Source organism: Corallococcus exercitus, assembly GCF_003611585.1.
GTDB lineage: Bacteria > Myxococcota > Myxococcia > Myxococcales > Myxococcaceae > Corallococcus > Corallococcus exercitus.
The window spans coordinates 1-12,068 of record NZ_RAVW01000306.1 but is presented as its reverse complement, the minus strand read 5'-3'; the positions used below and the strand labels follow the sequence as shown (position 1 = coordinate 12,068).

Annotated in this window: 8 protein-coding genes and 1 pseudogene; 6 read left to right on the top strand and 3 right to left on the bottom strand. The window is 71.1% G+C overall.

Annotated features, from left to right (window positions below; genetic code table 11):
• The 6 genes and pseudogenes from D7W79_RS29715 to D7W79_RS29690 all read left to right on the top strand — a co-directional run.
• Positions 1–552, top strand: a pseudogene (locus D7W79_RS29715) (hypothetical protein); the annotation flags it as partial.
• Between the two features lie 135 nt (positions 553–687).
• Positions 688–1,776 carry a hypothetical protein gene (locus D7W79_RS29710; RefSeq protein WP_120528753.1) on the top strand — a complete coding sequence of 363 codons (1,089 nt, stop codon included), beginning with the start codon at positions 688–690 and terminating at the stop codon, positions 1,774–1,776.
• Between the two features lie 36 nt (positions 1,777–1,812).
• The gene (locus tag D7W79_RS29705; protein ID WP_120528752.1) at positions 1,813–3,117 is read left to right on the top strand and encodes a hypothetical protein; all 1,305 of its coding nucleotides are present in this window, start codon (positions 1,813–1,815) and stop codon (positions 3,115–3,117) included.
• Positions 3,118–3,138: 21 nt separating this feature from the next.
• Positions 3,139–5,139 carry a hypothetical protein gene (locus D7W79_RS29700; protein WP_120528751.1) on the top strand — a complete coding sequence of 667 codons (2,001 nt, stop codon included), beginning with the start codon at positions 3,139–3,141 and terminating at the stop codon, positions 5,137–5,139.
• A 59-nt stretch (positions 5,140–5,198) separates the two neighbouring features.
• Positions 5,199–6,296, top strand: coding sequence for a hypothetical protein (locus tag D7W79_RS29695; protein ID WP_120528750.1), 1,098 nt, complete (start codon positions 5,199–5,201; stop codon positions 6,294–6,296).
• A 16-nt stretch (positions 6,297–6,312) separates the two neighbouring features.
• Entirely contained in the window at positions 6,313–7,293 is a 981-nt protein-coding gene (locus tag D7W79_RS29690) for a DUF4438 domain-containing protein (RefSeq protein WP_120528749.1), read from the top strand.
• On the opposite strand, the gene D7W79_RS29685 is transcribed toward D7W79_RS29690, so the two are convergent.
• From D7W79_RS29685 to D7W79_RS29675, 3 genes are all read right to left on the bottom strand, one after another.
• Positions 7,276–7,605, bottom strand: coding sequence for a response regulator transcription factor (locus tag D7W79_RS29685; RefSeq protein WP_244222037.1), 330 nt, complete (start codon positions 7,603–7,605; stop codon positions 7,276–7,278). The genes D7W79_RS29690 and D7W79_RS29685 overlap by 18 nt on opposite strands.
• Before the next feature lie 47 nt (positions 7,606–7,652).
• Positions 7,653–8,456, bottom strand: coding sequence for a hypothetical protein (locus tag D7W79_RS29680; RefSeq protein ID WP_120528747.1), 804 nt, complete (start codon positions 8,454–8,456; stop codon positions 7,653–7,655).
• A gap of 1,359 nt (positions 8,457–9,815) precedes the next feature.
• Positions 9,816–11,498, bottom strand: coding sequence for a hypothetical protein (locus D7W79_RS29675; protein WP_244222036.1), 1,683 nt, complete (start codon positions 11,496–11,498; stop codon positions 9,816–9,818).
• Between the last annotated feature and the right edge of the window lie 570 nt (positions 11,499–12,068).

Here is a 12,068-nt window from a genome sequence, read left to right as displayed (position 1 = left end):
GGGTTGATTCCCGGCGTGGGCGGCCGGATCGCGTCCTCCATCCTGCGCGGTGATGGCGCGGACGACGACGCGTCGCTGGATGCGCTCGCGGACATGGCGGATGCGCGGCAGGTGCCGTCCGCCGTGGCCCTGCCCCTGGGCGCGGGGCTCGCGGCGCGGATGGTGAGCCGGCAGGCGGTGCCCATGAGCACCTCGCTGGGTGCCGCCGCCCAGGGCGTGCTGCGCTCGCGCACGCGCGGCCTGGAGCAGCACCTGATGCGGCTCGCGCAGCAGGTGCCGGGCACCCCGGGCCGGCGGCTGCGGCTGATGCGCGCCATCGCCCTGCTCGCCGCGCGGGGCCTGCGCCTGCGGGGTCCCGGTGGCGCCATCGGGGCCCTGCCCCGGGTGGTGCAGGGCGCGGGCCGCCGGGTGCTCACGCGCGCGGTGCGGATGCCCACGTTGGGCGTCATCCCGCCGCGCATGGCGGCGCGGCGGGTGCTGGCGCGGCGGCAGGTGCTGCGTCGCATCCCCGTCTCCGCCGTCAGCGCCGCGGCCGTCCGCCGCGCCTACTAGGCCCATCCCTTCACGGCGTCTCTGGCGGCGAGCGTTCGCCATGCCTGGGCCTCCCCGCTCACGCCTCCAGCGGTGAGCGTCCGCCGCGCCCAGGCCCATCCACTCATGAAGTCTTCAGGACAAGGAGGAGTACCCATGCAACCGCAGCCTTTCGAGGAGGAGTTTTCGGGCCAGGGCGATGAGATGTCCGACCTGCTGGCAGAGGGCGAGGAGGGCTTCGAGGGCGAAGGCTTCGAGGCCGAGGGCTTCGAGGAGGACGGCTTCGAGACGGAGAACCCCACCACCATGGAGGACTCCTTCGAGGGCGAGGGCTTCGAGGCCGAGGGCATGGAGGAAGGCTTCGAGGGCGAGGGCTTCGAGGCGGAGCCCCCCACCACCATGGAGGAAGGCTTCGAGGGCGAGGGCTTCGAGGCCGAGGGCATGGAGGAGGGCTTCGAGGGCGAGGGCTTCGAGACGGACAATCCCACCGCCCTGGATGACACCTTCGCCGACGCGATGGACGCCCAGGACGAGGAGGAGTTCCTCCGCCGCCTGAGGGCCGGCGCGCGCCGGCTGGCCACCATCGCCGGGCCCACCTTCCAGCGCATCCGCCGCCGGGCCATGCCCATCGCCATGCGGCTCATCCGCCAGGCCGCGCCCCGGCTGGGCGGCATCGCGGGCCAGGAGATTGGCCGCACCCTGGGGGGGCTGCTCCGCGCGGACGCCATGGACGCCTTCGCGGACGCCGCCGGGGACTACGCCGGGGACGAGGACATGGACGCCTTCAACCGCGTGCTGGGCGGGCTCGCGGCGCGGCACGTGGTCCGCAACACGATGTCTCCCGCGCGCCGCCGGCAGAATCCCCAGCAGGCCCGTGCGCTGGGACGGGCGGTGGGCCAGATGACCACGCAGCTCGCCTCGCGCATCAGCCAGCGCTACGGCCCGAGGGCCCTGCCGGCGGTGACGCGCGTGGTGCGCCAGGTCACGCGGCTGGTGCGCCAGCAGGGCGCGAGCCCCCAGGCGGTGCCGCGGATGCTCCGCCGCATCGGCACGCGCGTCATCTCCAACCCTCGCGTGGTGCGCCGCCTGGCCCGGCCGCTCGCGGGCGTGCGGCAGCTCCGCGCGCGCGCGGGCCTGCGCCGGCCCGGTCAGCGCGGCCGGATGCACCCCATGATGGGAGGCCCCGGCTTGCGCCGGCTGCGGACCGTCACCCTGCGGGGGCCGGTGCGCATCGTCGTGCGGTGAGTCAGGTGGCGTGAGCGGAAGGGGGGAGGCGGGCACATGGCGGACACGCTTCAACGGTTCCTGCGGGCCAAGGTCCAGAGCATCACGTTCCGGGCGGGGCGGCTGTCGCGCCTCACGCCGCAGGACGTGGGCATCCGGCCCCGGGACGTCCCCTATGCCCCCTCCACCGCGCACTTCGCCGCGGCGAACGCGCGGCTCATGGAGATTGACCGCGACGTGCGCCGTGCCCTGTCGCGCCTGAACGGCCGGCTCCACGGCGCGCCGCTCCAGCCCCATGAGGTGCTGGAGCGCAACGCGCTGCTGGAGCGCGAGATCGACCGCGCCCGCCGCGCCTACGGCCTCTTCTTCGACGTCTTCAGCCAGCGGGGCACGCGGTTCGCGCCCGCGCTGGCGGCCTGCGACGCCATCGCGGTGGACTGCTTCCAGGCCGTGCGGAAGGCCGCGCCGGGGCTGCTGCAGGGCCCCATGCTCAAGCCGCTCACCTACCTGGAGCACGGCTTCTCCCCGGCCACCTTCCGGCGCGGCGTGTTGCTGCGGCGGCTGCTCGGGGAGCGCAATCCCTTCCCGCTCATCCGCGTGCCCTATGAGCGCGTGGAGGCGCCGTGGGGCATGGGGGTCATCCTCCATGAAATCGGCCACAACCTGCAGGCGGACCTGAGCATCTGGCAGGAGACGGAGACGGCGCTCCAGCGGCGGGTGCTGAACACCACCGGCAACCCGTGGCTCACGCGCCTGTGGGGCCGCTGGCACAAGGAGATCTTCGCGGACCTCATCGCGTGCCTGCTCGGGGGGCCCGCGTCGGTGCATTCGATGAAGGACTTCCTCGCGTACCCGTCATCGCGGGTGCTGACGTTCCACCCGCTCAGTGCCCACCCCACGCCGTTCCTGCGGGTGTTCATCCAGGCGGAGATGCTCCGGCGCATGGGCTTCCAGCGTCAGGCCCATGACGTGTGCGGCAACTGGAACCGGCTGTACCGCTCGCAGCTGCCCTTCGCCCGCATCCCGCGGATGCTGCTGGCCACGGCGCCAAGGCTCATCCCCCACGTGGTGGATGAAATCGCCTTCCAGCCCCGCCGGGGCCTGGCGCAGCGCGCGCTGGTGGACGTGGTGCCCTTCTGGCCGTCGGATCAGGAGCGCATCGACCGGGCCGCGGAGTCGCTGGCGCGCGGGCACATCCCGCCGGAGCTGCCGCCGCGCTACGTGGTGAGCGCCAGCCGCGAGGCGCTTGAACGGAGGCTGGCCCCGCCCGAGCAGATCTCTCGGACGGTGCTCAATCATCTGGTGAGGCTTGGCTCGCGGAATGTGCGGATGCCGGGCGTGGGCGTCACCCTGGCCGCATGACAGGACCTCAAGGGAGGGACGATGTACGAGAACATGAAGGGCAAGAGCCCCGCGGCATCCATGGCGCTGACCTCGAACGCGAAGACGAAGTTCGACGAGTTCCTGCGCCGTCAGCTGGGGGTGTCCGACGCGCGTGATCCCAAGGCGGTGGTGTACGCGCTGCGCAAGCTCTATCCGAACACGGCCGCGCGCCTGGACGATGAGAGCAGTGGCCAGCCCATCCGCCTCCAGGCCACGCCCGAACCCACCCTGGCGATGATGGCCGGCACGATGGACTCGCCGGGCCAGCGCAGGTTCCGCCAGGAGCGCAAGGCGCTGGCGGACGACCTGGACATCGCGGTGAACCTGGCCTCCAACCGCGACTTCAAGGAGCCGGTGTGCGGCTGGCGCGACTCCATCCTCGCGGAGGTGGACGAAGGCGAGGCCGCGGCGAACCTCGCGGTGGATCCGGTGTCCCGCGACCGGGCCTTCTATTCCGTGCGCAAGCTGGGGGACTGCGCGCGCGTGGCGCGGCTCGTGGGCATGCTCAACCCCGGGGTGAGCCAGGAGTTCGGCCGGCTCGCGGCCTCCATCGACGACAACGCCACGCTCCTGCGCATCCTCGCCGGAGAGGCCCTCTTCCGCGCGGGCTTCGACAAGGGTGGCACGGTGTTCCAGGTCGCACTCCAGGACCTGCGCCAGCGCCGCGAGGCGCTCATCAATTCGCTGGAGCAGCTCACCGCCACCTCCATCCAGGAGGGCTACGACGACTGGGGTGACGGCCAGGCGTCCTACGGCAAGCTGCTGGATCAGCTGCGCGCCCGGGGACAGTCCGACCTGCGCTCCATCGTCCGGCCGGACGCCATGTCGCGGCTGCTGGACGTCCTCTTGAACAACGCGCCCCGGCAGTCGGATGACCTGCGCGGCATCGCGTCCGCGGTGCCCGTGGAGCTCATCCAGTTGCGGCGCCTGCGGGACGTGGCCGGCACCCTGCTGGACACGTCCACCACCGCCTTCGGAAGCAGCTCCGGCACCCGGGGCGTCGCGTTGAACGCGAAGGTCCAGGCAGCCTCCGCGCCCCTGGCCGCCTTCACCGAAGCGCTCACGCTCTTCATCGACGCGTTCGACCGGCCCAACGCCGGCGCGCGGCTGCTCAACCTGGTGCTCCCCACCCCGCTGACCTTCCGGGACCTGACGGGCAAGGAGCAGGAGCTGAACGACAAGTTCCGCGAGCGCAATGACGTCCAGGAGGCCATCGAGGACCTCTTGATGGACCCGTCCACGTCGGTCGAGTTCTGGAAGGAGCTGGCCCGGCTGGACCGCAAGCTCTACCACATCGACCGGATCATCGACCTGTTCCTGCTGGACTACGACGAAGCCGTCGTACCGGGCGGCAACCGCGTGGACTTCCACTCGGAGATGCTGGAGCAGCTGGACGAGAACGTGGACGTCTTCAACGTGAACTTCGCGTTCCTCCGCGAGCAGTGCGGCCTGGAGGAGGACTCGCTGGAGTTGGCGAAGACGCTGACCCAGGAGGCGCCGGGCCAGGCGGAGGAGATTGAAGACGACCGGAACCACAAGTACGGCTTCCCGCAGGGCGGGCACTGCAACACCGGCGAGCCGTTCACGGTGCCTCCGCCGATCCGCGTCTCGCTGGACCGCATCGAGAAGGACCTGGAGCCGCGCATCAACTCGGGGGTCACCGCGGCCCGCCGGCCGGACGTGGAGCCGGGCGAGCGGGAGGTGCGCGCCTCCGCCGCGCCGGAAGCCAGGGCTGGCGGGGCCAGCATGGACGCCGTGGCCTCGCTCATCGAAGAGAGCCGGGCGCGCATCATGACGGACGTGAAGCAGCAGCTGGAGGCCCAGGGGCCGGAGCTGGCCCGGCAGCTGGAGCAGGCGTTCTCGGATCAGCTCAAGGCCGTGGAGCGCATCATCGCCGGCAAGGAACGCCACGGCTCGGACGGCCCGCCCACGCCGGTGAACGGCTACCCCAAGGCGGGGGGCCACACGCGCCGCCACGTCCGCCACCCGCGCAAGTCGTGAGCGCTCGCGCGAAGGCCTGAAACCCTTTCCCTCAACGTCATTGACCCAGGTGGCATGCCATGAGCATCGGTACGGCAGAAGCCCTTCAGCGTCTCTTCTCGCAGTGGAAGCGGGAAGTCCTCGCCAACGTCACGTCGGATGAGCAGCGCACGGAGCTCCAGAAGCAGCTCGCGCTCCGCGAGGAGGAGCTGCTCGCCAGCGCCTCCGACGGCGCGACGGCATCGCTCTTCTCGGACCTGATGGGATTGGGCAAGGACGGAGCGCCGTCCTTCGACTCCATCAGCCGGCCGCTGCTCGTCCAGGACTTCGACGAGTCCGTCATCGAGACGCAGCTCCACGCGACCGCGGAGCTCTATTACATCTACCAGCACGAACGGATGAAGGTGTTCCAGGTGGCGGGCGCGCTCCTGCGCCTCTTCCATGACGGGCGCATGCGCATCCAGCGGGGCCCCGGCGCTCGGGCGCTGTACCTCATGGAGAAGCACCAGCCCCTGCGCTACAAGCCGCGCGACCGGCAGCTCGCGTACCGGCGCGCGTTCAACTACGGCAGCCTGGCGACACCACCGGGCGCGGTGATGTTCCGCAACTTCCACCGCGAGTTCGTCGCCTTCGTGTCCGCCATCGCGCAGTACTTCCGCGACCTGCTCATTGGCGAGGTCATCCGCGGCTCGCAGCACCTGAACGAGCGGCCCTTCGCGAGCCAGGCCACCATCCAGCGCCTGGGCACGGACATCCGCTGGCAGATCGACCGCGCCACCTACGGCAACATCCTGGCGCTCACGGTGGAGGTCGGCGAGTACCTCAAGACCATCCTCGACGCGCTGGAGACGCCGGACATCAAGAAGGCCTTCGACGCGAACACCAAGTGGGACGTCATCGAGGTGGTGTCGCAGCGCTACCTGGGCGGCACGGGGGAGATTTCGCAGCGCTCCAAGATGGCGGACGCGGGGCGCCTGTTGCTCAACTTCATCGCGGACAACCCGTTCAAGACGCGCGACTTCAAGGACTTCCAGACGGAGGTGATGCCGCTGGGCCCGGTGGCCGAGGAGTGGATCGCCGCGTACCGGATGACGCCGGACGGTCGCTCGTTCCGTGGCGTGTCCCCCACCCTGCGCACGACGCTGGGCATCACCAGCCCCGCGCCGGCGTTCCGCTGAGGAAGGGAGGCACGGCATGGACCTTCCGCTGCATCCCCTGATGGAGGCGGGCATGGGGGCCGCCTCGGCGCCGCGCACCAACGAGTCGCGGCTGGTGGCCTCCGCGGTGGCGGGCCAGGTGTCGCATCCCGTGGTGCGCGTGTCGCCCTACCGCATTGGCCGGGACGGGGTGCTGCGGCTCTTGCCCGGCAGCGGCGGCATCGCGCTCAACCGGCGCGTGGGCGACCGCGCGGTGGGGCTGGCGGCGGACCACATGGAGGCCGGGGTGTCGCTGCACAACACGGGGCGCGACGACGTTGGCGCGAAGGGCGGCTCCAACCGGGCGCTGATGTTCCAGGCGTGCGTGGGCAACCGCGCGCGCGTGACGAGCGGCCCCGTCACGGGCGCCGTGGGCACGGTGGTGGGCAAGCACGGCGGCATCAACCACGTCATCGTGGACTTCACTCCCGCCGTGAAGCGCCGGCTGTGCATTGGAGACAAGGTGCAGCTGGATGCGTATGGCCAGGGCCTGGAGCTGCCGGACTTTCCCCAGGTGCGAGCGCTGAACCTGTCGCCCCGGCTGCTGCGGCGCTGGGGCGTGCGGACGGAGCGGGGGCGGCTGATCATCCCCGTGACGCACACGGTGCCGGCGGAGCTGATGGGTTCGGGGTTCGGGCGTTCGGAGGGCGTGCTGGGGGACCTGGACATCCAGCTGTCGGATGCGCGGCTGGTGCGCAGGCACCGGCTGAACGCGCTCCGGCTGGGGGACCTGGTGGCGGTGTGTCCGCTGGACTACCGCTTCGGGCCCTCGCGGCGGCCGGGGGTGATCACGGTGGGGGTGGTGGTGCACTCGGACAGCAAGGTCGCGGGGCATGGGCCCGGGATGACGCCGCTGCTCATCGCGCCGGGGGAGTGCGTCCGGCTGGTGTGCAGGCCCCAGGCGAACGTGGCGCTCGTGCTGGGGCTGCGCCAGAGCGTGGCGCCGCCGGCGCGCGGGCCCTCAGGGAGCCGGTGGTAGGGCCACGGCGCCCTGGCAGCGCGACACCATGGCCGCGCGGGTGTCCACGCCGAGCTTGACGAAGATGCGCCGCAGGTGGGCCGCCACGGTCCACGTGCTGATGTGGAGCTTCGTGGCGATCTGCTTGTTGCCCCAGCCCGCGCAGACGCAGGAGACGACCTGCAGCTCGCGCGACGTGAGCAGCCGCACGTCGGACGCGGGCTCCGCCGTGGGGTTCGCGGAGGGCTCCGCGGGCACCAGGTGGTAGCGCTGCCCGTTGATGATGAGTTCCCCGGCCAGGACGTGGTTCCGTGCGCCTGGGCCGGGAACCACGAGCAGGACATGGCTTCCGGGTGGAAGGGGCGTCCGCATGGCGTGCGCTAGGCGGGGTCCGCGAGCTCGGGAGTGGTGAGGATGCGCCAGACCTCGGAGGCCTCGCGCGAGCGGCCCGTGGCGCGCAGGTCCTCCGCGAAGCGTTCGCCCGCCTGCTCCCCGGCGACGGATGGCTCCGGCCGCTCGCGTGCGAACGTCATGAGCCGCGTGACACCCCGATGGCCGAAGCGCAGCTCGGCGTGGAAGAGCAGCGCCAGCGTGCGGGCCGAGGAGAAGGCGCTGTCGCCGGGCGCGTCCTGGGTGCAGGAGGCCAGCACGGGACGGAGCACCTGCGTGACGAGGGTCTCCAGCTGCGCCAGTTGGGCGCCGCGCTCCCGGCCGGCCTGGGCGAGCGCCGCGAGCAACCGGGGGTCTTCGGCGAACAGGGACAGGGCTTCCCGTCCTTCGCTGGGGGCCGTGCTCCTGGAGCCCAGGAGGCGCAGCGACGCGGGTTCAGGCGGTTGCGCCGGGGTGGCCTCGAGGCCCAGCCGCCCCAGCCGCGCGTCGAACGCCTCGGGCTCGCGCTGCTTCCAGTGCGCGAGCGCGGTGATGAGCATGGGCCCCGACAGGGGCCAGGCGCCCCAGCGGGGTTCGCCGCTGGACTGGGGCTCCGAGGTGACGGAGTCGAACGGGCTTCCGAACCAGGTGAGGACGAACTCCAACGCACGGGCCTGGGGCTCCGTCAGGCCGAGCCCCACGAGGTCCTCACGCGAAGGCGCGCACGGGCCGCGCACCGCGACGGTGCCGCGATGGATGGGCCTGCCGCCCTCGTTGCCCAGGACGATCCTCGCGCCATCCGGAAAGGTGACCACGGGCCCCTGGATGCGGAGTTCCTCCCGGGCCGCGCGGAAGGGCGAGACCTGGGCTTCCGTGTCGCGAGGCAGTGGTTCGGTGAAGGGATCGGCTCCGGCGCGGAGGTGGAAGTCCTCCTCACGGGACGCGTGAGCGGATGCATTCCCTGGCTCACGGAACGGATCCGCGCCGGAGCGTGAATGGTTCGGCGCACGGGCAGGATGAACGACCCCGCTCTCTGGCTCCCTGAGCGCGTCCGCACCGGAGCGCGAATGGGTCGGCTCACGGGCCGGATGAACGGCTCCGCCCTCCGGCCCCCTGAGCGCGTCCGCGCCGGTGCGCGAATGGTTCGGCTCACGAGCCGGATGAACGGGCCCGCCCTCTAGCCTCCTGAGCGCGTCCGCACCGGAGCGCGAATGGTTCAGATCACGGGCCGAATGAATGGGCCCGCCCTCTGGCCTCCTGAGCGCGTCCGCGCCGGTGCGCGAGGAGCGGCCTTCTTCGTGGGCCGATTGAACGGCCCCACCACCTGGCTCCCGCAATGGAGCCGCGCCGGTGCGCGAGGGTCGGCCTTCTCTACGGGACGCGCGAACGGATGCCACCTCGGGATCCCGGAATGGCTCCGCATCGGAGCGCAAGGGGCGGCCTTCTTTACGGGACGTGCGAACGGATGCCGCTTCGGGCTCCCTGAACGGATCCGCTCCGGAGCGGGAGGGGCGGTTCACATCACGGGTTGCGCGCCCAGGTGCACCGGAGATGTGGAGTTCTTCTTCGCTGAATGGATCCTCCTGGAGATCGCTCTCTTCGCGCACCGCGCGCGGCTTCGGCTCAGCGATTGGCCCTGCTCCGGGACGCGGAGGCCGCCTCTCCTCCCTGACCGCACGCGAGGGGATGGAGCGTTCGTGCCGCGGCGTCCTTTCACGGGAGCTCGGTCCGGCGAAAGGATCGGAGCCCGGGCGACGCGGACGCACCTGCTCCCGGGCCGCGCGAGCGTCAGGCCCAGGATCCATGAGCGGATCCGCTCCGTCGCGTGGAGAGGAGCCAGGCTTGCGCGGATGTGGCTCGGGCGCATCCTTCCTTGAGAAGGGCGCATCCCGTTCGAGGTCAGAAACCCAGCGATCCAGGAGCGACATCACGCCTTGGGAGGGAATGGGCGCACGGTTCCGCTTCCGCCCCGAATCATCTTCAGCCACGACAACCTCCCCAGCGAACCATCCTGCCCAGGCACAGTAGGAATCGCCCTTGCACAGGGAAGTTCGACCCGGAGCCGTGCCCACGGTTGATTTCAGGATGGAGGGGCCGCGGCGGACATCCAGGCCGACAGTGCGGTCATCCCGGAAGGCTGGCCCCACGCTGGCTCGCCTGCCCTCGGCGTGTGATCAGAACAGGCGCGAGTACGTGGCCGGTGCTCCCGGACGCGGCGTCCAGCGCTTCGCGTCACGAGGCAGCCACAAAAGCTGGAAGGCCTCCGCTCGCCCTTCGTAGCGAACGCGGTGCTCGCCCCGGGACAGGGTGAACTCAGGCGTGGTGATGCGTTGGCCGTCGATGAACAGCGCGCCGGTATCGAGCGTACTCGCGGGCTGGACGAAGTACCGGTCGGCGCGCACCGCGAGGAAGTGATCCTCCAGGGCGCCGGAGTCCGTGGGGACGCGGTAGCGCTGGCCCCACAGATACAGGTCGCCGTCATGGGGCTGGTAGTGCGCATCAAGGAAGCGGCGAAGCGCGAGAGGCAGGCCGGAGGTGCGCAGGTCGTCCACGCGCAGAACGCAGCCCTGCTCCACGAGCGCCCGAGGCATCTCCGTGGACAGCAGGCCCGCGAGCGAGCCTCGCAGATACGCGTCCGTATAGAAGTAGAAGTGGGCATGCGGCCGGCTCACGTAGCCCCCCGAGTTGTCGTAGACGACATCCTCCGGTCCCGTGAGCGCCGCGATGCGAGCAAGAACCTCGAACTGCCGCGCATTGCCGCCACCGTCCAGCAAGGCCTCCACCTGAGCGGCCTGAACGGCGAACAGACCGCCAAGCCCAGCAAGCCCCACGGTGCGCCAGACCGGGGTGCGCAGCACGGAGAGCACGGACAGGACGCCGCGCGCGGCGAAGGGCGCGAGCACGCCCAGGAAGGGCAGCAGGCTGTACGGGAACGGGGCGCGCTGGAGCGCGAAGGCACCGAACGTCGCGGGCACGGCCACGAACAGGAGCAGGTCCGGGGTGCGCGGGTGCTTCAGCAAGCGCAAGAACGTGGAGCTGAACCCGACGGCGGCGAGGACGAAGAACGCGGGTTGTTCGCCCAGGGCCGGCACCAGGTACTCGCGCCACGAGAAGCCCGGGTAGTGGCGCTGATGTTCGGAGGCCCAGACGAAGCACCACTGCCACCATGCGCCCCATGAGCCTGTCAGCGTGAGATACGCGGCCACCGCTCCCGTCGCGGTGGCGATGCCCACGAAGAAGGCACGAGGCGCGGCGATGAGCGTGGGCGGAGTGCCCCTGCGCACCAGGAAGTCCACCAGGAGCACCGCGATCACGAGCCCGCCGAAGAAGAGTGCCTTCTGGGAGCCCCATGCGGAGGCGACGAGCAGCGCGCCCGCCAGGAACGATGAACGGACGGAGCCGGGTTGCACGGCCAGCGCCGCGAGGGCGCCCAGGAAGAGCGCGGCGGTGAGGGCATCCGGGCGCACCTCCGTGGCGAAGTGGAGGAAGCCGGGCGTGCAGAGCAGCAGTACCGGAGCCAGGAGCGCGGCGATGCTCCCCTCCCGCCGGTTGAGGAGGAACACGGAGACACACGCCCCCGCGAGCGGCACCAGCATCGCCGCGCGAAGGGCGAGCACGTTGCGCGGATCATCCCCGAGCAGCCGGAACAGCGGCGCCAGCACCTGGTACACGAGTGGGAAGTGGACCTCGAAGAAGTCGCGGTACGGCACCTGCCCGTGGGCCATGAGCCACGCGGCGTGGGCGTACTGGAACTCGTCGATGCTGAATGCCTTGTGCAGTGCGAGGCGCGAGGCCTGGAGCGCGAGCACGCCCAGGACGACACCCAGCCCCCACCGCAAGGCCCGGGGCTCCGTCATCGGCGCCGTCATACCGCGAAAGCCCGCTCGGCTTCAGGGCACACGGGAACAAGGACCGGATGGCATACGCAAGGCCCATGCCTCCGTGAGAGCAGCCCCGCATCTCCAGGTCAGCGGCCCACCGCGTCCGTCCGAGCCCAGGCCATGACCATCAGGCGACCTGCATCAACCGTTCCCGCTCCTTCGGACACGCAGTCTGTCCCCAAGCGTGAGGAGAAAACCCTGCCTGGCCCCGTCCGCGGCGAACCTCAAAAACCTGTCCGACTGTCGGACAGGTTCGGAGAACCGCAGCGTGGGGCCGTCCGCGTCCGCCGAGCCGTGGAAACCTGTCTGACTGTCGGACGGGTTCGGAGAACCGCAGCGTGGGAGGCGTCCGTTCCAGCCGAACTGCGGAAACCTGTCGGACAGGAGGGTTGCGCGAAATAAGGGGGGCTGGGGGGAGGGTAGAGAGCAGATGAAGCAGGAGGCAGGACGGCCCTGCCCGCCAGCGAAGCAGCCGAGGCGGCGCATCCCGAAGGACCCGACGCCGCGATTCAAGGCGCCCGACAGAGAAGCGCTGGCCTTGGCGGA

What these genes read in the sequence shown, in the direction of transcription:
- D7W79_RS29700 (WP_120528751.1), top strand. Translation starts at nt 3,139, where the DNA reads ATGTACGAGAACATGAAGGGCAAGAGCCCCGCGGCATCCATGGCGCTG.
- D7W79_RS29710 (WP_120528753.1), top strand. Translation starts at nt 688, where the DNA reads ATGCAACCGCAGCCTTTCGAGGAGGAGTTTTCGGGCCAGGGCGATGAG.
- D7W79_RS29705 (WP_120528752.1), top strand. Translation starts at nt 1,813, where the DNA reads ATGGCGGACACGCTTCAACGGTTCCTGCGGGCCAAGGTCCAGAGCATC.
- D7W79_RS29675 (WP_244222036.1), bottom strand. Translation starts at nt 11,498, where the DNA reads ATGACGGAGCCCCGGGCCTTGCGGTGGGGGCTGGGTGTCGTCCTGGGC.
- D7W79_RS29695 (WP_120528750.1), top strand. Translation starts at nt 5,199, where the DNA reads ATGAGCATCGGTACGGCAGAAGCCCTTCAGCGTCTCTTCTCGCAGTGG.
- D7W79_RS29690 (WP_120528749.1), top strand. Translation starts at nt 6,313, where the DNA reads ATGGACCTTCCGCTGCATCCCCTGATGGAGGCGGGCATGGGGGCCGCC.